Origin of the sequence: Catellatospora sichuanensis (assembly GCF_007483665.1) — a bacterium.
Lineage (GTDB): Bacteria > Actinomycetota > Actinomycetes > Mycobacteriales > Micromonosporaceae > Catellatospora > Catellatospora sichuanensis.
The window spans coordinates 45,360-67,557 of the sequence record NZ_VIQO01000034.1; the positions used below are offsets into that span (position 1 = coordinate 45,360).

A 22,198-nucleotide genomic window follows, 5' to 3' on the forward strand; every position below is an offset into this window, starting at 1 on the left:
TCAGGCCACCCAGCCGCCGAACGGCAGGTGGCCGCCGCGCCAGGCGGTGGTGGTGCCGATCCAGGACTCCAGAGTCATCAGGTCGGGGTGCAGGTCGAACAGGGCGTCGGGTTTGGGCACCGCGGGGCGGGAGTCGATCCACGCGAACATCCGGGCCAGTTCGGGGTCGAAGGCGCGCAGGTTCTCCGCGGGCAGCCGGGCGAACCGGCCGGGCAGACCCGCGGCGCGGCCGAACGCGGCTGCGATCTCGGGCCCGGTGCGCACGTCCCCGGCGATCTCCAAGGTGACGCCGACCAGACGGTCGGGGCGCTCGAAGGCGACCGCGGCGAACTCGCCGACGTCGTGTGCCGCGATCATGGGTAGCGGCGTCAGCGGGTGCAGCGCGAGTGGCATGATCACCTCGCCCTGCGCGATCGCGGGGCGGGTCAGCGTTGCGAAGTTCTCCATGAACGACACCGGGCGCAGCACCGTCGCGGGCACGCCCAAGGCACGGATGCGGGTCTCGATCGCGGCCTTGCTGTCGTAGTAGGAGATGTCGGTGCCGCTGTCGGCCCCGAAGACCGAGCTGTAGACCAGGTGCCCGATCCCGGTCCGGACCGCCTGCTCGGCGACCGAGAAGCCGCGCCGCCGCTCCGCGGCCACGCCTTCGGGGGTGACCAGCGGCCCGTTCAACGTGGGCAGCGCGAGGAACACCCCGTGTGCGCCGCTCATGGCCGCGGCCAGCGACCCGGGGTCGTCGAGGTCCCCGGTCACGAGCCAGGCCCCGGCCGCTTCCAGCCGCCGTGCGGCGGCCGTGCCGGGGTCGCGTACGAAGGCCCGCACGTTCCAGCCGCGCACCAGCAGTGCCCGCACCGCCGCGCGGCCCTGCTGCCCGGTCGCCCCGATCACCAGTACGGCCCTGAAGTCCGTGGTCATGTCGCCCCCCTGTGGTCCGGTTCGAGAGCGCGGTCCGGGCGCCCCACTAGCTTTGACGCCCAGCTCCCCGCGAAGGTGGGGGCGCGGAGCGGGGAACTGCGGCGGAGACGGCGAATGGCACATCCGAGGCCTTCGGCGCGCCCGGCCGCCGCAGACCGGGGGCATAACGTCGCCGCACCCGGGTATCGGGGCCGGCATGACGGAGACTGTGCAGACCCGCGGAGACGGCCACGACGAGATCCTCGCCATCGACACCAACGGCGACGGGCAGCCCGACCTGTGGGCGATCGACACCGACGGCGACGGCAAGGCCGACCTGTTCCAGTCGGACACCGACGGCGACGGCCAGGTCGACGTCACCATGGTCGACCTCACCCAGGACGGCGAGATGGACATCATCGTCGACGGCGACGGCGGCCACCCGGTGGAGTGACCGGTAGGTTGGCCGGATGCGTTTCATCGTCTACGGAGCCGGCGCGGTCGGCGGCGTGCTCGGCGCGTACCTGCACCTGTCCGGCCAGTCCGTGGTCCTGGTCGCGCGCGGCGCGCACCTGGCCGCGATCCGCGAGCACGGGCTGACCCTGCAGGACGGCGCCGGTTCCCGCACCATGGCCGTGCCGGCCGTCGCCGCGCCGGCCGAGATCGAGTGGCGCGACGGCGACGTCGTGCTACTCGCGGTCAAGGGCCAGGACACCGAGCTCGCACTGCGTGGCCTCGCTGCGTGCGCGCCGGCCGCCACGGCCGTCGTCTGCCTGCAGAACGGCGTCGACAACGAGCGCCAGGCCCTGCGCGCCTTCGAGCACGTGTACGGCGTCTGCGTCATGTCGCCCACCACGCACCTGACCCCCGGCGTGGTCCGCGCCGACTGCCATCCGGTGCCGGGTCTGCTCGACATCGGCCGCTTCCCGTCCGGCGTGGACGGCAGCGCGGAAGCTGTCGCCGCCGCGTTCCGCAAGGCCGGGTACCGGAGCGAGCCGCGCCCCGACATCATGCGCTGGAAGTACGGCAAGCTGCTGCGCAACGTCGGCAACGCGGTCGACGCCGTGTGCGGGCGGGCCGAGGGCGCCCGGGAGATCGTCGGGCGGATCCGTGCCGAGGCGGCGGCGGTGCTCGACGCGGCCGGGATCGCGTACACCCCGGAGGACGAGGACGACGAGCGCCGGGCCGACATCCTGAAGGCCGCGGTCGCCGACTCGCGCGGCGGCGGCTCGTCGTGGCAGAGCCTGGCCCGGGGCACCGGCCACATCGAGGCCGATCACCTCAGTGGCGAGATCGTGCTGCTGGCCCGGCTGCACGGGCTGGCCGCGCCGTTCAACGAGAACGCGCGCCGCTGGGCCAACCGGTTCGCCCGCGAGGGCCGCGCCCCGGCGTCCCTGGCCCCGGCGGAGTGGCTGGCCACGCTGCCCGCGGACGCCTGAGCACGCCACCCGCGCGACCTGCCGTCGATATACCTGATTACTCCCGGTATCAGTGCATATGCTGACTGGCGGCTGCACGGACGGGGGCACGGTATGGAGTTCGGTGTCGGTTACTTCCCGACCCACGACGGCATGAGTCCGGGCGAGGTGGCCCGGCTGGTCGAGGACCGCGGTCAGAACGCGCTGTTCTTCGCCGAGCACAGCCACATCCCCGCCAGCCGGGAGAGCCCCTACCCGTTCGGCGAGATGCCGCCCAAGTACTGGCACTGCTACGACCTGTTCGTCGCGCTGACGGCGGCCGCCGCGGCGACCTCGCGGCTGCGCGTCGGCAGCGGCATCTGCCTGGTCATCCAGCGCGACCCGATCCATACCGCGAAGGCCGTGGCCAGCGTCGACCACCTGTCCGGCGGCCGCTTCGAGTTCGGGGTGGGCGCGGGCTGGAACCGCGAGGAGATGCGCAACCACGGCACCGACCCGAAGAAGCGCATGGCGATCCTGGCCGAGCGCGTCGAGGCGATGAAGGAGATCTGGTCCCGGCACGAGGCCAGCTACTCCGGTGAGCACGTGAACTTCGACCGGATCTGGTCGTATCCGAAACCCGCGCAGTGGCCGCACCCGCCGATCCTGGTCGGCGGCACGGGCCCGACCGTGCTCGACCGGGTGCTGGCCTTCGCCGACGGCTGGATGCCGAACTGGGGCGAGGACGCCGCCGTGCTGGACCGCATCGCCCAGCTCCGCGACCGGGCCGAGCGTCCGGTCCAGGTGCAGCTGATGTCCGTGCCGGCCGACCCGGCCGTGCTGGAGCGCCTGGCCGAGGCGGGGGTGCACCGGGCCATGCACTGGCTGCCGTCCGGTCCCGAGGCGGTCGTCCAGCGGGCGCTGGAGCAGTGGGAGCACGCGATCGGCACGTACACCAGGGGATGACCACGGCCCGGGAGCGGTTCGTGTCGGCCCGGGTCGCCCGGCTCGCGACGGTCGGCCCGTCCGGCGCGCCGCACCTGGTGCCGGTGGTGTTCGCGCTGGCCGGGGATACCGTCTACAGCGCGGTGGACCGCAAGCCCAAACGCACCCTCGCCCTGCGCCGGCTGGCCAACGTCGCCGCCGACCCGCGCGTGTGCCTGCTCGCCGACCACTACGACGACGACTGGTCGGCGCTGTGGTGGGTGCGCGCCGACGGGACCGCCCGTGTGCTGACCGCCGACGACCCGGAGGGTGTCATGGCGCTCGCGCTGCTGGCCGAGCGCTACCCGCAGTACACGGCGCAGCCGCCGCCGGGTCCGGTGCTGGCCGTCGACGTGGCGCACTGGACCGAGTGGACCGCGGCCGCCCGCTGAGTCCACTGCGGCTGCACCGCCCTGATGGTTCAGTGCGTCCCCGGGCTGTCGAACGCCATGGCGCGAGTATTCGCCTCCGGCGGGTGTCGCGTTTCGGGACGCTTTGGCGTCCCGAACCGCGACAGGCCGGAGCGCATACCGGACGCTCGACCAGTAGCGCCGTTCGGATCCGCGGCGGGCGAGGTTCGCGCGACGATGGTCGAGGTGAGTGCTCTGGCCCCGGCGTCGCGCCGGTGGCCTCGCGGAAGGGGAGCGTCATGCCGCAGGACCCGGACGAGAAACGCAGCCGCCGGCGTAAGCATGTGACCTCCGGGGTTCGCGAGCATGACCGCAGGGTCGGCGAGGCGGAGGCGAAGGCGAGCCGGGTGCCCGGCACCGAGGAGATCCTGGCGATGGAGGCCAAGCGGGCGCGCGCCCGGGCGAAGAAGGAGATCAACTCCGGCCGGATGCTGTCCATGCCGCCCGCGCCCGCGGCCGGCACGCTCAGCCGCGACGAGCTCTACGAGGAGGCGCGGCGGCGCAACATCAAGGGCCGGTCGTCGATGACCAAGGCGCAGCTGGAGAACGCGCTGCGCCGGTGACACACCACCAGCCCTTGGCTGACCTGGGCAAACGCTCGAACGACGACGTACGCTGCGGTAGGCGCGACACGTATACACACGATGTATACCTGTGGTGTACAGTCCTCGGCATGTCGATCGGTCACTCATTCCTCGGCCTGCTGGAAGGCCGGCCCCGACACGGGTACGACCTCAAGCGCGCCTACGACGAGCGCTTCTCACCCGGCCGCCCCCTGCACCACGGCCAGGTCTACGCCACACTGTCCCGCCTGCTCAAGAACGGACTGGTCGTCGTCGACGGCCTCGAACCGGGGGAGGGCCCCGAGCGAAAGCGCTACGCGGTCACCGACGCGGGCATCACCGACGTGCAGTCCTGGCTCAGCCAGCCCGAGAAGCCCGAGCCCTACCTGCAGAGCGTGCTCTACACCAAGGTCGTCCTCGCGTTGATGACCGGCCGTCCCGCCGACGAGATCCTCGACGTGCAGCGGACCGAGCACCTGCGCCTGATGCGCGAGGTGACCCGCCGCAAGACCGGCGGCGACCTCGCCGAGCAGCTGATCTGCGACCACGCCCTGTTCCACCTCGAAGCCGACCTGCGCTGGCTCGAACTGACCGCGGCCCGGCTCAACGAGCTGGCCGCCCGCGTCCGCCCGTGACCGGGCACCACCCCCGCAAGGAGAACCACTCCATGACCGAGCCCCTGCTGGTCGGCACCGACCTGTTCAAGATGTACGGCACCACCCCCGCCCTGCGCGGCTCCTCCCTCACCGTCCGGGCCGGGGAGATCGTCGCCGTGATGGGCTCCTCCGGCTCCGGCAAGTCGACGCTGCTGCACTGCCTCGCCGGGATCGTGCGCCCCGACGACGGCACCGTCGTGTACGCCGGCCGCCAGATCTCCGCGATGTCCGACGTCGAGCGCAGCGCCCTGCGCCGCCGCGACTTCGGGTTCGTCTTCCAGTTCGGCCAGCTCGTGCCGGAGCTGACCTGCGTCGAGAACGTCGCGCTGCCGCTGCGGTTGGACGGGGTGCGGCGCAAAGAGGCCGAGCGCCGCTCCCGCGAGTGGCTCGACCGGCTGGAGGTCGGCGACGTGGCGGGCAAGCTGCCCGGCCAGATCTCCGGCGGCCAGGGCCAGCGCATTGCCGTGGCCCGCGCCCTGGTCACCGAACCCAAGGTGGTCTTCGCCGACGAGCCGACCGGCGCCCTGGACTCCCTCAACGGCGAGAAGGTCATGCAGCTGCTCGGTCAGGCCGCCCGCGACACCGGCGCGGCCGTGGTGCTGGTGACGCACGAGCCCCGCGTCGCCGCGTACGCCGACCGGGAGGTCGTGGTCCGCGACGGCGCCTCGCTGGATCTGGAGCGTGTCGCGTGAGCCCGTCCTGGCTGCGGGAGCTGCTGCTCGGGGCACGTATGGCGCTGGCCGGCGGCCGCTCCGGGCTGGCCCGCGCCACGCTGACCGCCGTCGGCGTCGGCCTCGGCGTGGCGATGCTGCTCGCCGCCGTCAGCATCCCGCACATGATGCAGGCGCGCAGCGACCGCGGCGCGGCCCGCGCCGACCAGAACTACGGCACCCAGGTGGCGCGCACCGACCGGAGCACCCTGGTCGGAGTCGCCGACATGCAGTACCGCGACACCTCGTTCCGCGGTCGGCTCGTGCAGGCTGAGGGCTCCCAGCCGGTGCTCCCGCCAGGCCTGAGCGCGCTTCCGCGACCGGGCGAGATGGCCGTGTCCCCGGCGCTCGCCCGGCTGCTGGTGAGCCCGGAAGGAGCGCTGCTGCGCGAGCGGCTGCACTATCCGACAACCGCCCTCATCGCCGACGAAGGCCTGCAAGGCCCCGGCGAACTGGCCTTCTACCTGGGCACGGACACGCTCACCGCGGACACCTCCGGCGTGAGCCGGCGCAACGCCTTCGGCGACGAGAACACCTCCGAGGGCCTGGACCCGGTGCTGCTGCTCCTGGTCGTGATCATCTTCGTGGTGCTGCTGCTGCCGGTCGCCATGTTCGTCGCATCGGCGATCCGCTTCGGCGGCGACAGCCGTGACCGGCGGCTGGCCGGAGTGCGCCTGGTCGGGGCCGACACCGGCATGGCCCGGCGCATCGCCGCCGGCGAGGCCATGCTCAGCGCGCTGCTCGGCATCGCCGCCGGGGCGGTGATGTTCCTGGCGGGGCGCTCGTTCGTGGGCTCGGTCGAGCTGATGGGCATCAGCGTCTACCCGTCCGACGTCCAGCCCGACCCGGTGCTGGCAGCGCTGATCGTGCTGGCCGTGCCCGCGGCCGCGGTCGTGGTCACCATGCTGTCGCTGCGCCGCGTCTTGATCGAACCCCTGGGCGTGGTACGCCGCGGCGCAGACACCCCGCGGCGGCTCTGGTGGCGCCTGCTCATGCCCGCGCTCGGCGTGCTCCTGCTGCTGCCGCTGGTCGGCAGCGTCAGCAAGGAGAGCGAAGGGTTCAGCGAGTGGCAGGTCATCGGCGGGGTGTGCCTCATCCTGCTCGGTGTCGCCACCCTGCTGCCCTGGCTGGTGCAGTCGGTCGTCCGGCGGATCCATGGCGGACCCGTGGCCTGGCAGCTCGCCGTCCGGCGGCTCCAGCTCGACGGCAGCATGTCGGCGCGCGCCGTGACCGGGGTCGCCGTCGCGGTCGCCGGGGCGATCGGCCTGCAGATGATGTTCGCCGCGGTCGAGGCCAACTACCAGCGCTTCAGCGGCCAGGACTCGACTCGCGCACAGATCTCCATCGCCGCCCGGATGCCGCACGGCTGGTCGGACGCGGCCGGGTTCGCCGCCCGGCTCGCGGCGACGCCCGGCGTCACCTCGGTGACGCCCCGCAGCGTGCTGAGCCTGAACCTGCCCGCCTCGCCAAGCGGCGAGCAGGCGTCTGCGCCGCTGACCATCGGCGAATGCGCCGTGCTGCGCCGGCTCGCCGAGCTGGGGGACTGCGCCGACGGTGACGTGTTCCTGGTGGACAACCCGGACGTGCCGGTTCCCGCACCCGGCGCGACGGTCACGCTGAACGAGGAAGGCGAAGGCGCCACCTGGACGATCCCGTCCGGTGCACGCACCGTGCGGCCCCTGTCCGACCCGCTGAACGGGGACACCGTGGGCCTGCTGGCGACGCCCGCTGCGCTGCCCGTGGCGATCCGCGACCGGCCGGACCTGCAGCTGCAGGCACTGGTCACCGTCGACGCGGCCGCCACCGACACGGTCGACCGGGTGACCAACACCCGCTGGGAGCTCGACCCGCTCGGCACGACCTGGGAACTGAACCCGACGGTCGTCGACAACAAGTTCGCCCAGATCCGGCGCGGCCTGTTCGCCGGGGCCGCGGCGACCCTGCTGCTGATCGGCGCGAGCCTGCTCGTGGTCGTGCTGGAGCAGCTGCGCGACCGCCGCAGGCTGCTGGCCGTCCTGGTCGCGTTCGGCACCCGGCGCCGGACCATGAGCTGGGCGATCCTGTGGCAGACCGCGGTGCCGGTGGTGCTCGGCCTGGTGCTGGCCTGCGCCGCGGGGGTGGGCCTCGGCGCGGTGCTGCTGCGCATCATCGGGGCACCGGTGGCGATCGACTGGGCCGGCATCGGCGTGGTGTCCGCGCTGGCCGGAGGCGTCATCCTGCTGGTCACAGGGTTGAGCCTGCCGGTGCTGTGGCGGCTCATGCGGGCCGAGGGCCTGCGCACCGAGTGATCGGATCGGGCTGTTCCGCGCCGGATCACCGGAGCGGAACAGCCCCTTCTCGGAAGCGTGCGATCAGCTGGGGGACGGGCCGCCGTCGAGCCCGAAGGCCGCGAGCGGAGTCACCCGGGTGCGTCCTTCGTGGTCCGGCTCGGTCGGAGAGGACGAGAGTGCGTTCGCGTCCACGCCGTTGTAGACGTGCAGGCCGCTGTCCCCGGTGGCGATCCACAAGCCGCTGGTGACCCAGCCTGCGATGTCCAGCATCGGCGGGCCAGGGGTGAACCAATCGCCGCCTTCGCTCAGGAAGTAGGGGCTTTCGGTCACCGCGAAGCCGGTCACCGTGCGGCCGACCACCGCGGCGACCGCATCAGGCGCCGAGGGCCGCCACTGGTGCGGCCGCCCGCCGACCTTCGGTGCCACCGCCAGGTCGAGGGTGTTCCAGGTGATCGACAGGGCATCCCACTTGGCCCACTCCAGCTCCAGCTGGATTTCGCCCTCGAACACCAGCACCAGCGGGATGTCCTCGAACCACCGGTCCCTGACCGGGTCCCAGCCGGTCCAGCCCGCCGTCACCCGCCGGCCGATCAGGTCGAGCAGCCGCGACCGCTGGCGATCCAGCTGCACCGGCGCCGCAACGTAGTCGGAGCGCCAACCGGACATCGCCTCGTCCCACGGCAGGGACCCCCCGTCACGCATGCGGGGATCGTACGGTGTCAGTGGCGGGTGACCGTCAGGCTGGACACCCCGGCCACGGCGTCGATGTCATAACGGTCGGCGGCGGAGTCCCATCCGGCCGGAGCGAAGACCGTGCCACCGGCGATGCCGGACCTGCGTGAGTCGTCGACCGTGACGTTCGCCGCGCCGCCCCCGGCCGTGACCCGCACCGGCACGCCGTCCGGCGCCCGTACCGTGAAATCGCTCGCCCCGCCCGCCATCCGCACCGTCACCGGACCTTCCGGACGGGGCAGGATCGCCTCGATGCGGTTCGAGCCTGCGGTGAAGTCCAGCCCGGCCACCCGGCCGCCGCCCAGGTCCACCAGCGTCTCCGTCGCGCCGCCGGAGAAGCGCAGATCCCAGCGCACCCGCTGGTCGAGCAGGATCTCCACGGCCCCGGCCCCGTTCTCTCCGGTGCCGCGCAGGTGCAGCTGATGGCGCCCGCCGGACTCGACGACGTCGGGCGCGATGCCCGAGTGGTCCGGGGTGCTGATCCGATAGAGGTCGCCGCCGAGGTCGGCGGCGTGCACGGTGACCGTGGTCGCACCGCTGACGACGGTAAGCGCGGCGCCGTCGCGGTCACCCCGCGCGGCGGAGACCACGTGCGCCCGAACGAGCCCGTCGCGACCGCGCTCGGGGTCGTCGTCGTGCCAGGGGGCGCAGCCGGTCGCCAGCAGGGTCAGGGTCAGTCCGGCCAGGACGGTGGGTGTTCTCATGATCGGCCGATACCCGGCTGCGCATGCGGCTACACGGCGACATGGCCGGGGTTTGCCTGCCGTGCGCCGCGAGCGCCGCGGGCGATGGCAGCATGAAGGCATGACGCACCTGCCCACCCCTTACGTGTCTGTCGATGTCGACGTGCTGGACCGCAACATCGCCCGGATGGCGGCGTTCACCCGCGAGCGCGATCTCGCGCTGCGCCCGCACGCCAAGACGCACAAGTGCCTGGAGATAGCGCGACGGCAGCTCGCGGCGGGGGCGACCGGGCTCACCGTGGCGACGGTCGCCGAGGCCGAGGTGTTCGCCGCGGCCGGCTGCGAGGACCTGTTCATCGCGTACCCGCTGTGGGTCGACCTGGCGCGCGGCGCGCGGCTGCGCGATGTCGCCGCACGAGCCGCCGTCCGTGTCGGCGTGGACTCCGCCGAGAGCGCCCAGGCGCTGGCCCGGCACGCCGGGCGCGACATCGAGGTGATGGTCGAGGTCGACAGCGGTCACCGCCGCAGCGGCGTGCGCCCCGCCGACGCCGCCGCGGTCGCGCTCGCCGCGGACAAGGCAGGCCTGCGGGTACGCGGCGTGTTCACGTTCCCGGGCCACGGCTACGGCCCGGCGCTGGCCGAGGGCGTCGCCGCCCAGGAGGCGGTCGCGCTGGTCGACGCCGCGGACGCGATGCGGGCGGCCGGATTCGACGCCGACGTGGTCAGCGGCGGGTCGACGCCCACGGCGGCGTGGAGCCACGTCACGGCGCTCAACGAGATCCGCCCGGGGGTGTACGCCTTCAACGACGCCCAGCAGGTCGAACTCGGCGTGTGCGACCTCGCGGACGTGGCGCTCGCCGTGGTGGCGACGGTGGTCAGCCGGTCCGCCGACCACGTGATCCTCGACGCGGGCGGCAAGGTGCTCGGCGCGGACCGCTCCGCCTGGGCGACCGGGCACGGGCGGCTGCCCGACCTGCCCGACGCGCGCATCACCGCGCTGTCCGAACACCACGCGACGGTGACCGTGCCGCCGGGCGCGGAGCTGCCCGAACGCGGCACGACCCTGCGCGTGGTGCCGAACCACGTGTGCGCCACGGTCAACCTCGCCGACGAGCTGATCGTCGTCTCCGGTGGCGCGGTCGTCGACCGGTGGGCGGTCGCCGCACGGGGGGCCAACACGTAACCCCTGTTCGAGGTCCCCGGCCGGCAGGTCACCTGCCTGGCCGGGGGTGACCGGTCCGCTCCGGCCGGGTGGTGCGGCCGTGCGGGGCCGGACGAGCGTTCTGCTCGTCCGGCCCCTTTTTGCGCCGGGCGCTGAAGAAATTCTTTCTTGAAATCGATTACATGGGTTGATAGTTTCACCGTGTTCGATCGACGTTGGTGGATCACGTGCGTGCCATGGCGGACGCCGTGGCCCTGATCGTCCGCCACCTGGCGGCGACGCGTCGCACCACTCCACACCCCTGAGGACGTGATCGTGCACCCCCCATCGGCACGTTTGCTGGCCCGCGCCCTGGTCGGGCTGATCGCCCTGGCCTCGGTCGCCGTCGCCCCTGCCGCGGCCTGGGCCGCGCCCAACTTCAAGGCACCGTTCCCCTGCGGGCAGCGCTGGACCTACAGCCACCACAGCGCCGAGGTCCGCCAGGCTCTCGACTTCGTACGCGCCGACGGCGGCGTCACCGGCGGCACCCCCGTCGTGGCGTCCGCGGCCGGTACGGCGTACCGGTTCTCGCAGCCCAGCGGGGCCGGCAACTACATCGCGATCGAGCACGGCGGCGGCTGGAAGACCTACTACTTCCACCTCACCTCCTACTCCGTGCCCGACGGCGCGTACGTGCAGCAGGGCCAGCAGATCGGGATCACCGGCAGCACCGGCAACTCCTCCGGCCCGCACATCCACTACGAGCAGCTGCTCAACGGCGTCGGCCAGGTCATCGCCATCAACGGGGTGTCGCTGGCCCCGTACCCCGGCTCCTACAACCAGCGCTACCTGACCAGCGACAACTGCGGCAGCACGCCGCCGGGTCCGAAGCTGTACGGCGGCTCGCCGACGGACTTCAGCGGCGACGGCAAGGACGACATCGTGGCGTTCACCCATGGCTCGCTGGCCGACGTGTACGTGTCGACCTCGACCGGTGCGGCGTTCGCGGGCACGTCGGTGAAGTGGAACGACTTCTTCGGCCTGTCCGGCGAGACGACGCTGACCGGTGACTTCAACGGCGACGGCAGGGACGACGTGGTCGCGTTCACCCACGGCACCGCCGGCACCGCGGCCGGCGACGTCTACGTGGCCCTGTCCACCGGCACCGGCTTCCTCGGCGGCGCGAAGTGGCACGACTGGTTCGCGCCCGGCGGCGAGATACCGGTGGTGGGCGACTTCAACGGTGATGGCAAGGACGACATCGCCACCTTCACCCACGACGCCGCCGGTGACGTGTACGTGGCGCTGTCGAACGGTTCGTCGTTCGGCGCGGGGGTCAAGTGGCACGAGTTCTTCGCCCCGGCGGGGGAGTTCCCGGCGGCCGGTGACGTGAACGGTGACGGCAAGGACGACATCATCACGTTCACGCAGGGCCCGGCATCGGCGTCCGACGTGATCGTGGGCCTGTCCAACGGCACCTCGTTCGGGCCGGGACTGAAGTGGCACGACCTGTTCGCGGTCGGGTCCGAGCAGCCGCGCGTCGGTGACGTCGACGGCGACGGCAAGGACGACATCGTCACGTTCACCTGCAACGCCGACGCGGACGTCTACGCCGCCGTCTCCAACGGCTCCGCTTTCGTCGGCACGACGGTGAAGTGGAACGACTTCTTCTGCACCGCCGGGGAGTTCCCGTACCTCGGTGATTTCGACGGTGACGGCAGGGACGACATCATCGTGTTCACCAAGGGCTCGCTCAACGACGTGTACGTGGGCCTGTCCACCGGCACCGGTTTCCTGGGCGGGGCGAAGTGGCACGACTTCTTCGGCCTGACCGGCGAGACCACGCTCTAGCCACCTGCGACGACGAGGGCGCCCCACCGCAGGGGGCGCCCTCGTTCCTGTTCAGGACAGGACTGGCCCCGGCCGGGGCAGGTCCGCGCCGGTGGCGAAGTTGTCGTGCCACTTCCAGCCGTTCTGGACGAACCTGCCACCGTCCGACAGCGACACGTACACGTCGGCCGCGCTGCCGCCCGTGTACGTCACCACGTCGGCCCGGCCGTCGCCGTCGAAGTCGCCCACGCCGGGCGTCTCCGCGCCGATCGCGAAGTTGTCGTGCCACTTCCAGCCCGTCTGCACGAACCGCCCGCCGTCGGACCGCGACACGTACACGTCCGCCGTGCTCCCACGGCTGAAGGCGACCACGTCGTCGCGCCCGTCGCCGTCGACGTCGGCCAGTGCAGGCAGGTCGGTGCCTGCGGCCAGCTGGTCGTGCCACTTCCAGGCGTTCTGGACGAACCGGGTGCCGTCCGACAGCGCCACGAACACGTCGGCCGCGCTGCCGCCGGTGAACGTGACGATGTCGTCACGGCCGTCGCCGTCGACGTCGCCCAGTGCCGGGGTCTCGGTGCCGAACGCGAAGGTGTCGTGCCACTTGATCCCCGGCCCGAACCCGGTGCCGGTGGACAGGGCCACGTACACGTCGCCGGTCCCGCCCCGGGTGAACGTGACGATGTCGGCGCGTCCGTCGCCGTCGACGTCACCGACGGCCGGGACCTCCGTGCCGACGGCGAAGAAGTCGTGCCACTTCACGCCCGGACCGAACGACGAGCCGCCGGACAGCGCGACGTACACGTCGGCGGCGTCGCCGCGGGTGAAGGTGATGACGTCGGCGCGGCCGTCGCCGTTCACGTCGCCGGTCAGCGGCACCTCACTGTTGATCGCGAAGAAGTCGTGCCACTTCGTGTTCGCGCCGAACGCCGAACCGCTCGACACCGCGGCGTACACGTCGGCGGTGTCGGCGCGGGTGAACCGGAGGGCGTCGTCGCGGCCGTCGCCGTCGACGTCGCCGGCGCCGCGGACCCGGGTCGTCGCCGACACCACGCCCGACGCGGGTCCGGCGTTGCCCGCCGCGTCCACCGCGACCACGCGGTAGTGCCAGGTCTGCCGCGCGGGCAGCGGCCCGTGCCGGAAGCCGGTGGCGGAGACCGTGCCGACCAGGTTGCCGGGCACGATCGGCACATCGGAGGTGCGGGCGGCGTACACCCGGTAGCCGGCCACGCCGACGTCGTCGGTCGCGGCGGTCCAGCTCAGGCTGAGCGCGTGGGTGCGCCCGCCACCGAGCCCGAGCCCGGTGACCTGCCCCGGCGCGACCGTGTCGGCGAACGGGGTGACCAGGCTGAGCGCGTCGTAGCGGGCCGCCGTCCAGCTCGGGGACCCGGCGACCGGGGTCAGCGTGACGTTGATCGTCGACTTGCCCGCGGTGAACGCGGCGGGCAGCGTGAACTCGTCGGCCAGCCAGCGGTGGGTGCTGTTGCCCAGTGGCTGCAGCCAGGTCCCGGCGGACACCCCGTCGACCGTCACCGCCGCCTGCTGGCCGGGGGACTGCTGGTCGGCGCTGCGGCGCAGGCGTACCCCATGGTTGCCCGCGGCGACCGCGAGCCGGAAGCCGACCTGCCCACCGCCTGCCCGGACCTGCCCGGTCACCGTGCTCGGGTCGTCGCCCTCGAAGGCCGAGGTCAGCGGATACTGCGTGGCCCCGCTGTCCGACCAGGCGTGCGCGGCCCGGCTGGCCGCGTCGCCCGCGACCACCGTGTCGGTACGCCGGGCGGCGGCGGTGGGCTGGGTGTACAGGTATGCCGTGGAGCCGTAGTCGGCGGGCATGTCGTTGCCGGGCCCGTGCTCGATGCCGAACCGCAGCGCCGTGGTGTACGCCACCGCGTCGCCGATCAGCAGCCGGTACGCGCCGTCGCACTCGTCGGCGCAGCCGCCGGAGCGGAACTGGTGCGCCGGATTGCCGGTGAACACGCCGCTGTACTCGCCGCGGTTGAAGTACCAGCCGGACTCGTAGAAGTCCTCGGTGCCGGTGCCGTGCCACCACGGGCTCGGCGACCCGTCGACGTGGATCCGCTCGTCGCCCTCCAGGTAGTTACGGGTGTTGCCGCCGGTGATGTGCCCGCGCATGGTCTGCGTGACGCCGACGAGGCGGCCCCGGCCGGACTGGTCGGCGAGCGTCCAATCCTGGCCCATGACGACCTCGCCGCGCGCGGACCGGGCGGTGAAGTAGCCCGCGTCGCCGGTGGCCGCGAGCAGGTCGGTCCACCACGCGCCCGGCGCGGAGGTCACCTCGACACCTACGCCGTTCACGGCCTGCCCGGTGGAGTTGACCAGCTCGACATTCGCGGTGCTGCGTAGCGGCATCGGCCACCAGGAGCTGTACCAGCCGCCCGGCGCGGCGTCCATGGCGAACATGAGCGCTCGCACCTGACGCTCGGCCAGGCCCGAGCCGAAGAACTCGCCGATCGGGGAGTCCACGGTGCGCCGCCCGTCGAAGGTGATCCGCAGCCGCAGTCCGGCCAGCACCGCCGGGGTGGCCGAGGCGTCGGGCATCCGCAGCCGCAGCGCGGTGATCAGCCGGGGCCCGGTCAGGTTCGCCGCGGCGACCTGCCCGCCCGCGGGAACCGACACGGTGGCGCTGGTGGTGGCCGACCCGGCCTGGGCCGGTTTCGGATCGCGCGTGCCCGCGGCGCGCAGCATCGTGATGACGTCATCGGCCTTGTCCGCGGCGCTGAACGTGGTGATGCCGTCGGCGTCGGCGAACTTACGGTAGGACACGTGGTGGAAGAGCGGATTGTGCTGGGTCGTGATCCGCATCGAGGTCCGGTACGGCATCGGCACCTTCACGGTCACCCCGCCCGAGGTCTGGTCGGCATTGGTGACGAGGGGGTAGCTGAACGGTGCGCCGAGGTTGCCGTCGACCAGGTTCTGCAACCCGGTGTCGACGACGGTCACCCCGTCGAGTTCGATGCGGATCCAGCCCGTCGCGGTGACGTTGCCCTCGTCGCGGGTGAACCAGATCGACTGGACCTCGCCGGGCCCGCGGTCCTCGGCGATGACGCAGCCGCCGGACTGGCGCAGGCAGGAGTATGCCCCGCTGAAGCCGTCGTCGTTGGACCCGTCCCGGCCGAAGCTGGAGAACTGGGCGGTGCGCGTACCGGCGGCCAGGTGCGGCAGCAGGTCGAGCCGCCGGTAGAGGTCCCACCCCACAGGACCCTTGTCCGCGACGGCCGCCAGACCTGTCGTGATGGCGCGGGGACTGGCCGGCGCGGCTCCGGCGGTGCTGGTCAGGACGAGCGCGACGGCCGCCGCCACGATGAGGGCACGCAGGTGAGGTGGGCGCATGGCGGGAACGTATATTCGACACCCGTGAATGTCAATAAGTGTCGAACTATGTAGAGAAGACTGAGAAAACCTTCACGCACCCGATTTCGCCGCGGTCCGCATCTGCCAGACCCGGGTGGCCACGGCGATCACGGCGAGCCAGGTGAGGCCGAGCGCCCAGCCGCCGAGCACGTCGCTCGGGTAGTGCACGCCGAGATAGACACGCGACAGACCGACCAGGACGGTGCCCGCCGCCGCGGCGACCCACACCGTCGCCCACACCGTGCGATTGCTCGTCAGCATGCACACCAGCCAGGCCAGCAGCGCGAAGCCGACCAGCGAGCTGGCGCTGTGCCCGGACGGGAACGAGTACCCGGCCGCGGTGACCACCTGGTCGGGCGGGTTGGGCCGGTCCCGGCCGATGATCTCCTTGATGGCGTACACGATCAGCTGCAGCAGGCCGAGCGTAAGCACTGCCAGGACCAGCGGATACCACGAGCGCCTGCGCCACCCGACAACCGCCACGGCGACCACGGCCGCGAGCACGAGCGCGACCGCGCTGCCCAGGTCGGTGATCGCGATCTGGAGCCGGGTGAGGCCCGCAGTGCGGTGCCCGGCCAGCCACTCGACGGCCGGCCGGTCGATGACGGTCAGGTCGTCTTCGTCGACCACCGCGTCGAGCACCTCCACGAACACCGACGCCAGCGTGAACACCAGCGCGGCCCCGATGGCCAGTAGCACGATCTCGGCCGCGACCCGGGTGGTCAGCCAGGAGAACGCGGCCCGCCCGTGCCGGTCCGATGCGCGCGTCCAGCGTCGCCCGGCGAGGTACCCGGCCGCCGGACGCACCGCACACACGACCGCGTACGCGGCCACCACGAGCACCGTCGCCACGGCCAGTCCGAGCAGCACGCTTCCGGTCATACCCCACTCCTCTCCGCCGGAAGCCATTCGATCAGAACCGGCTGGACGAAGTCTGGCAACGGGCCGCGCGGCGATCGCACACCGGCGTCACTCGTGATCCACTCCGGCCGCCCGACCGGCGGCGGCCTGTAGGGACTGTGTACCGCCGGTGTAGCGGGCGTGCCTAGCCTCGCCCGCAGACATCGCGTCAGGCGAGCCCCGGGTCCTGGGCTCGCCGCACAGTGGGGAGGGCCGGATGGTCACCAGGAGACGTCTGACGGGTGCCGCGCTCGCGTGTGCGCTGGCCGGTCCGGTCGCGGGGTGGGCGGGACAGGCGTCGGCCGCGCTGCCCGCGGTCGACATGGAGGCCGTCGTCAAGGCCGCGCAGATCGACCCGCGCCGGGCCGACTCGGCGATCACGCCCGGCAGCCGCGACAGCGTGCTGCTCGTGGAGAGTGCGCTGCAGGCCAAGGGGCTGCTTGCGGCGTCGTACGTCGACGGGCACTTCGGCACGAAGACCATCGACGCGTACGCGGCCTGGCAGCGGTCCCTGGGCTACACCGGGCTCGACGCCACCGGCCTGCCCGGCCCGACCTCGCTAGCGAAACTCGGCGAGCAGCGCTTCACCGTGGTGCGCCCGCTGTCGCCCGGGGCCGAGGTCACCTTCCGGGGCGTGCCGATGAACGCGCGTACCAAGGCGATGCTGCTCGAAGCCGAACGGCTGCTCGGCAGGCAGTTCGCCGTCACGCAGGGTTCGTACAGCCCCGGCGAGGATCCGACGTCCGCGGGCACCCACGACGGCGGCGGCGCACTCGACCTCGCCGTGGACGGACTGACCTCCACCCAGCGCACGTCCGCCGTCCGCCGGCTGCGCCAGGTGGGCTTCGCCGCCTGGCTGCGCACCCCGTCCCAGGGGAACTGGCCGTATCACGTCCACGCGATCGCGCTCGCCGACACCGACCTGTCCACCCCGGCGCGCAACCAGGCCGGCGACTACTACCTCGGCCTCAACGGGCTGGCCAACCGTGGCCCCGACGACGGCCCCGTGGTCGACCCGAAGGTCACCTGGGAGCAGTACCAGCGGGCGTGACCGGGATCTGCACGTTCAGCTGAGCCGCCGCGGCCATGAGCTGCTCGTGGTGCTTGGCGATGACCGGCAGCGCGTCCTTGGCGAGCTGCACGACCGCCGGGTCCTGACCATTGGCGATCTCGGCCTGCGTCGCCGCCATCGCCGCCTCATGCGCCTTGAGCTGCGCCGGCACCCACGCCTGGTCGAACGGCGCACGGCTCAGTTGGTACATCTGCTGTATCACGGCCTGCTGCTCGGTGTTGGGTGCGTTGGGCAGCGCGACTCCCTGCTGCTGCGCCACGGACATCAGCGCGTCGTCGAGCTTCTGGTGATCGTCCTTGAACTCCGCGCCGAGCCGCACGACGACCGGCGAGGCGCCCTGATGGGTCGCCGCGAGATTGCTGGTCGTGATCTCCGCGAGGTTCGCCTGGTGCGCGGCGGCCAGGTATGCGTTGTCCTGTGGTGCTCGCGTGGCAGTAGGCGCTGCGGCGACCGGCCCTGCCGCGGTGGACAGCACGACGGCCAGGGCCGCGGCCAGCACATTGATGTTTCGCACGAAGCTCATGGCCGTACCCCCGTCGGCCGGGCACCGCGGTGGAAGCGGTGCTGCGCTTGACGGCCGTCCGACGGCGGGCGTATTCCGGCCGTGGTCCGGCCCCGTTTCGCCTGCCTTCTCCTCACCCGGCGAGTGGCGCCGCCGCCCGCATCCACGGGCGGCAGGCCTTTGTCGAGTTCCCCGCTTCGGCTCGGCCCAAAACCATGTTCCCAGGTTTTTCCTGCTCGTAGGCGTGATATCGACGTGGCGGCCCCGGTTTGCGCCCGGAGCCGCCACGCTCGCCGTCAGCGCCGCTTCAGGGCGAAGACACCCCAGCCCAGGTACGGCCGCTGGTAGCGGACGTAGTCCAGCGGAGCCCGGTCGAGCTCCGCCCGGAACTCGCCGGCCAGCTCGTCGTCGGGGTTGGCGTCGAGCCACTGCCGCACGGTGAACCACTGGGCGGCGACGTACCGGTCCCAGCTGTCCCCGTCGGCCAGCACCATCTCGACCAGGTCCCAGCCGAGGTCGCGGAACTGCGCGACCAGACCGGGCAGGTCCCGGAAGTCCTCCTTGGCGGAGGCGTGGCAACCCTCGACGGTCGCCTGGTCCGGCGGATCCGCCCGCCAGAACGGCTCACCGATCAGCAGCAGCCCACCGGGTCGCAGGCTGCGTTCGAGCAGTTCGATCGTTCCGGCGACACCGCCGCCGAGCCAGGTCGCACCGACGCAGGCCGCGACGTCGACTCCGGTGGGCTCGACGTGCCCGCCGGCGTCGGCGTGCACGAACGTCAGCCGGTCGGCGACGCCCAGCTCGACGGCCCGCCTGCGGGCGTTGCCGAGGAAGTGGGTGCTGATGTCGACGCCGGTGCCGGTGACACCGTGGTCACGGGCCCACAGGCAGAGCATCTCGCCGCTGCCGCAGGCCAGGTCGAGCACGGTCGTGCCGGCCCGCAGGCCGATCGCCCGCCCGAGGACGGCGAACTTCTCCTCGGTGTACGGGTCGTGGATGCGGTGGTGCTGCTCGCGGATGACGAAACTACGTGGAAGATCCACTTCGGAGGTTCTCCAAATCGGGGTTACGGGTGGTCAGGAGCTCGGAACCAGCGACCGTGACCCGCATTAAATGCACCTCCATATGACGTGAACGACGGACGACCCAGGTCGGGTCGGCCGCGGCGGCCGAGCCTACGCGACGGCGCGGATTCCCGTCGACCGCCCCAGTCTTCGGCGGTGGCGTCGGCGGTCCCGAGGACGACCTCTGCCAGCGCGGTGAGGGTGGCGCTGCCGGACTCGAGGTAGCCGTCATGGCCGCGTACGCCGCCGGTCGGCAGCAGCCGCGCGCCGAACCCGACGGTGCCGGGACGGGTTCCGTGACCCAGGCCGAGCACGCGTACGCCGGGGACGCGGCGGATCCAGTCGGTGGCCGCCTCCGCCGCCCACACCCGCGCCCCGGTGCCCAGGTCGCCGACATGGTCGTGGCCCATGCCGGGGCTGCCGATCGCGACCAGGTCGCCGACCTGCGCGGGCAGCTTGCTCGCGGCCAGGCCCAGCACGGTCGAGCCGTAGCTGTGCCCGATCAGCGTGATGGCGGGTGCCGGGCGCTCGTGCACCAGCCGTCCGACGAACCGGGTCAGCGCCGCGGCACCGGCCGCGGCCCGGGACTCGGTGGCCACGTCGAGGCCCCAGCCGTTTGGCGGGTCGTATCCCAGCCAGGCCACCACCGCCACCCGTGCGTGTGGGGACCGCCGTTGCAGCTCCGCGGACAGCTGCCGGGCCTGCACCGCCGGGGCCCGCCGTGCGACGCCGCCGAGCCCGCGGTCGAAGTCGGCCAGGTTGGTGCCGACCCCGGGCACCAGCACCGCGACCCGGTCCGCCGTGGACAGATCGCCCAGGATCTCGACGGCGAAACCGTCGCCGCTCGGATCGAACAGCAGGAAGCGGCGGCCATCGGCAGCCCACCCGGCGAACGGCTCGCCCGCCGCGGTCATCGCGGCTGCGGCTTGTGCATAGTCGGCGGCGACGGGAAGCGGCGCGGCGGCGGGTGCGGCGAACAGGCCCAGCGCGAGTGCGCTGACCGTGCCGACGGAGAGGAATCTCGAACGCATGAGCGCCACCGTGCGTGGCGGGCCACCGTGCAGGCGTCGCCCTGCGGAGCCATTCGTGCGGTGCTACCGGGGTGCTACTCCCCGGCGGCGACCAGACCCGACTCGTACGCCAGCACCACGGCCTGCGCCCGGTCGCGCAGCCCCAGCTTGCCGAGCACCCGGCTGACGTGGGTCTTTACCGTCTGCTCGGCGAGCACCAGCAACTCGGCGATCTCCTGGTTGGACAGCCCGCGGGCGATCAGCCGCAGCACCTCGGTCTCCCGCGCGGTCAGCGCGTTGAGCGACACCGGCCGGGGCCGGTCGGCCCGCGGCCGCGACGCGAACTCCGCGATCAGCCGCCGGGTCACCGAGGGCGCGAGCAGCGCCTCCCCGCCCGCCACCACACGTACGGCGTGAATCAGGTCGGCGGCGGGGGCATCCTTGAGCAGGAAGCCGCTCGCCCCGGCGCGCAGCGCCTCGTACACGTAATCGTCGAGGTCGAACGTGGTCAGGATGATCACCTTCGGGCGCTCGCCGCCCGCGAGCCGACGGGTGGCCTCCAGGCCGTCCATCACCGGCATACGCACGTCCATCAGCACCACGTCCGGGTCGAGGCGGCGGGCCGCGGCCACGCCCTCGGCCCCGTCCGCGGCGTCGCCGAGCACCACCAGGTCGGGCTGCGCGGCCAGCAGCGCGCCGAAGCCCTGCCGCACCATGGCCTGGTCGTCGACGATCAAGACCTTGATCAATGAACTCCTCCGTCCGGCAGCAGCGCCGTCACCGCGAACCCGCCGTCGCCGGTCGCCTCCGTGCTCAGCTCGCCGTCCAGGATCGCCACCCGTTCGCGCATCCCGACCAGGCCGTGTCCCGCCCCGGGCGGCCGGGCCGGGCGTCCGGTCGCCCGCCCGTTGCGCACCTGCACCCGCAGGCCCGACTCGTCGGCGGAAAGCGACACGTCTACTCGCGAACCAGGCGCGTAGCGGGCCGCGTTGGCGAGCGCCTCCTGCACGATGCGATACGCCGTCAGCGCCGCGGCCTCGCCGACCGGCCGCAGCGGCAGCTCCATGGCCAGGTGCGCGTCGACACCGGCCGCCTGCGCGTCGTCGACCAGCGGGCCGAGTTCGGCCAGGCCGGGCTGGGGCGCGGTGAGGGCCGGGTCGTCGGCCTGGCGCAGCACCGACAGCAGGCGGCGCATGTCGTCCAGCGCGGTGCGCGCCGACGCGGCGATCTCGGTGAACTCCTCCCTGGCGGGCCCGGTCAGTTCGGCGACGCGATACGGGGCCGTCTCCGCGCGTACCGCGATCATCGACATGGAATGCGCGACCACGTCGTGCATCTCGCGGGCGATGCGGGTGCGTTCCTGCAGCACCGCGCGGCGGGCCTGTTCCAGCTCGCTGCGCTCGGCCTGCTCGGCCAGCGCCCGCTGGCTGCGCCGCCGCCGCCGCACCTGGTCGCCGACCAGCATGATCGCGGCCAGCAGCACGGTCACGCCCCAGGCATTGCCGGCGTTGGGCACGTACACCCACACCGGCAGCAGGCTGAACAGCCAGCACCAGGCGCTGACCCCGGCGTCGGCGCGCAGCGCGACGAACCACAGCACCGCCAGGAACGCCAGGATCTGCACCGGATTCCACGCCCACGACTCCGTCGTGACGTATCCGACGGTGCCGACCAGCAGCGCGGCGAAGCCGATCCGCCAGGCCAGCAGCGGCCGGTAGGCCATCAGCGCGGCGGGCGCGGTCCCGGCCGCGGCCAGCAGGATCGACCAGCCGCCGGAGAGGTGACGGTTGTCGGTGAGGTATTCGTAGGCGGCGCTGGTGAGCCCGATCAGCGCCAGCAGCAGCACCGGGACCAGGAACGGCCGGATTCGCGGCCACCGCCGGCTGGTCGACGCCGCGGGCGGATAGTCCGCCCCCAGGAACAGCCGGCGCAGGTCGCCCAGCACCTGTCCGCCCGGCCGACGCGTCACGCTCTCCACCGGCCGAAGCCTACGGCGCGGCCAGGGTGGCCG

The 22,198-nt window shown here is 72.7% G+C and carries 21 protein-coding genes; 11 read left to right on the forward strand and 10 right to left on the reverse strand.

Features of this window, described 5'->3' with window-relative positions; all coding sequences use genetic code 11:
- Complete coding sequence (locus tag FLL47_RS36790; RefSeq protein ID WP_144127284.1) at positions 1-915, reverse strand: NmrA/HSCARG family protein; 915 nt, start codon at positions 913-915, stop codon at positions 1-3.
- Positions 916-1,111: 196 nt separating this feature from the next.
- Between FLL47_RS36790 and FLL47_RS36795 the strand changes: the two genes are divergently transcribed.
- The 8 genes from FLL47_RS36795 (at position 1,112) to FLL47_RS36830 (ending at position 7,902) form a co-directional block, all read left to right on the forward strand.
- Positions 1,112-1,348 (forward strand): hypothetical protein, encoded by a 237-nt coding sequence (locus tag FLL47_RS36795; protein ID WP_144127285.1) that lies wholly within the window; start codon positions 1,112-1,114, stop codon positions 1,346-1,348.
- A 16-nt stretch (positions 1,349-1,364) separates the two neighbouring features.
- A complete protein-coding gene (locus tag FLL47_RS36800; RefSeq protein ID WP_144127286.1) occupies positions 1,365-2,333 on the forward strand; it encodes a ketopantoate reductase family protein in 969 nt (322 codons plus the stop codon).
- A 93-nt stretch (positions 2,334-2,426) separates the two neighbouring features.
- Positions 2,427-3,257, forward strand: a complete 831-nt coding sequence (locus FLL47_RS36805) for an LLM class F420-dependent oxidoreductase (RefSeq protein WP_144127287.1) — start codon at positions 2,427-2,429, stop codon at positions 3,255-3,257.
- Positions 3,254-3,667: a TIGR03668 family PPOX class F420-dependent oxidoreductase gene (locus FLL47_RS36810; protein WP_144127288.1), complete on the forward strand. Its 414-nt coding sequence runs from the start codon at positions 3,254-3,256 to the stop codon at positions 3,665-3,667. Before FLL47_RS36805 ends, FLL47_RS36810 begins: the two co-directional genes overlap by 4 nt.
- 257 nt (positions 3,668-3,924) lie before the next feature.
- Complete coding sequence (locus FLL47_RS43345; RefSeq protein WP_186316132.1) at positions 3,925-4,248, forward strand: plasmid stabilization protein; 324 nt, start codon at positions 3,925-3,927, stop codon at positions 4,246-4,248.
- 110 nt (positions 4,249-4,358) lie between these two features.
- The gene (locus FLL47_RS36820; protein ID WP_144127289.1) at positions 4,359-4,883 is read left to right on the forward strand and encodes a PadR family transcriptional regulator; all 525 of its coding nucleotides are present in this window, start codon (positions 4,359-4,361) and stop codon (positions 4,881-4,883) included.
- A 32-nt stretch (positions 4,884-4,915) separates the two neighbouring features.
- The gene (locus FLL47_RS36825) at positions 4,916-5,596 is read left to right on the forward strand and encodes an ABC transporter ATP-binding protein (RefSeq protein WP_144127290.1); all 681 of its coding nucleotides are present in this window, start codon (positions 4,916-4,918) and stop codon (positions 5,594-5,596) included.
- The gene (locus FLL47_RS36830) at positions 5,593-7,902 is read left to right on the forward strand and encodes an ABC transporter permease (RefSeq protein ID WP_222106372.1); all 2,310 of its coding nucleotides are present in this window, start codon (positions 5,593-5,595) and stop codon (positions 7,900-7,902) included. Before FLL47_RS36825 ends, FLL47_RS36830 begins: the two co-directional genes overlap by 4 nt.
- Before the next feature lie 63 nt (positions 7,903-7,965).
- Here the strand turns inward: FLL47_RS36830 and FLL47_RS36835 are convergent, their stop codons facing one another.
- Both FLL47_RS36835 and FLL47_RS36840 read right to left on the reverse strand, forming a co-directional pair.
- Complete coding sequence (locus FLL47_RS36835) at positions 7,966-8,586, reverse strand: hypothetical protein (protein WP_144127291.1); 621 nt, start codon at positions 8,584-8,586, stop codon at positions 7,966-7,968.
- A gap of 17 nt (positions 8,587-8,603) precedes the next feature.
- On the reverse strand, positions 8,604-9,320 hold the full coding sequence (locus tag FLL47_RS36840) for a hypothetical protein (protein ID WP_144127292.1): 717 nt from the start codon (positions 9,318-9,320) through the stop codon (positions 8,604-8,606).
- A 100-nt stretch (positions 9,321-9,420) separates the two neighbouring features.
- Here FLL47_RS36840 and FLL47_RS36845 point away from each other — a divergent pair, with 100 nt between their 5' ends.
- Together FLL47_RS36845 and FLL47_RS45050 are read left to right on the forward strand one after the other, a co-directional pair.
- Positions 9,421-10,482, forward strand: coding sequence for an alanine racemase (locus tag FLL47_RS36845; RefSeq protein ID WP_144127293.1), 1,062 nt, complete (start codon positions 9,421-9,423; stop codon positions 10,480-10,482).
- Positions 10,483-10,821: 339 nt separating this feature from the next.
- A complete protein-coding gene (locus tag FLL47_RS45050) occupies positions 10,822-12,291 on the forward strand; it encodes an FG-GAP-like repeat-containing protein (RefSeq protein WP_425457803.1) in 1,470 nt (489 codons plus the stop codon).
- 51 nt (positions 12,292-12,342) lie between these two features.
- Here the strand turns inward: FLL47_RS45050 and FLL47_RS36855 are convergent, their stop codons facing one another.
- Together FLL47_RS36855 and FLL47_RS36860 are read right to left on the reverse strand one after the other, a co-directional pair.
- Positions 12,343-15,618 (reverse strand): DUF2961 domain-containing protein, encoded by a 3,276-nt coding sequence (locus tag FLL47_RS36855; RefSeq protein WP_144127294.1) that lies wholly within the window; start codon positions 15,616-15,618, stop codon positions 12,343-12,345.
- Positions 15,619-15,690: 72 nt separating this feature from the next.
- Complete coding sequence (locus FLL47_RS36860; RefSeq protein WP_186316133.1) at positions 15,691-16,521, reverse strand: phosphatase PAP2 family protein; 831 nt, start codon at positions 16,519-16,521, stop codon at positions 15,691-15,693.
- Between the two features lie 235 nt (positions 16,522-16,756).
- On the opposite strand from FLL47_RS36860, the gene FLL47_RS36865 reads away from it, so the two are divergent.
- Complete coding sequence (locus FLL47_RS36865; protein WP_144127296.1) at positions 16,757-17,590, forward strand: peptidoglycan-binding protein; 834 nt, start codon at positions 16,757-16,759, stop codon at positions 17,588-17,590.
- Here FLL47_RS36865 and FLL47_RS36870 read toward each other — a convergent pair.
- From FLL47_RS36870 to FLL47_RS36890, 5 genes are all read right to left on the reverse strand, one after another.
- A complete protein-coding gene (locus FLL47_RS36870) occupies positions 17,562-18,134 on the reverse strand; it encodes a DUF4142 domain-containing protein (RefSeq protein WP_144127297.1) in 573 nt (190 codons plus the stop codon). The genes FLL47_RS36865 and FLL47_RS36870 overlap by 29 nt on opposite strands.
- A gap of 275 nt (positions 18,135-18,409) precedes the next feature.
- The gene (locus FLL47_RS36875) at positions 18,410-19,156 is read right to left on the reverse strand and encodes an SAM-dependent methyltransferase (protein WP_144127298.1); all 747 of its coding nucleotides are present in this window, start codon (positions 19,154-19,156) and stop codon (positions 18,410-18,412) included.
- Between the two features lie 23 nt (positions 19,157-19,179).
- Entirely contained in the window at positions 19,180-20,208 is a 1,029-nt protein-coding gene (locus FLL47_RS36880) for an alpha/beta hydrolase (RefSeq protein ID WP_144127299.1), read from the reverse strand.
- 74 nt (positions 20,209-20,282) lie between these two features.
- A complete protein-coding gene (locus FLL47_RS36885) occupies positions 20,283-20,936 on the reverse strand; it encodes a response regulator (RefSeq protein WP_144127300.1) in 654 nt (217 codons plus the stop codon).
- The gene (locus FLL47_RS36890; RefSeq protein ID WP_246159142.1) at positions 20,933-22,165 is read right to left on the reverse strand and encodes a sensor histidine kinase; all 1,233 of its coding nucleotides are present in this window, start codon (positions 22,163-22,165) and stop codon (positions 20,933-20,935) included. Before FLL47_RS36890 ends, FLL47_RS36885 begins: the two co-directional genes overlap by 4 nt.
- Between the last annotated feature and the right edge of the window lie 33 nt (positions 22,166-22,198).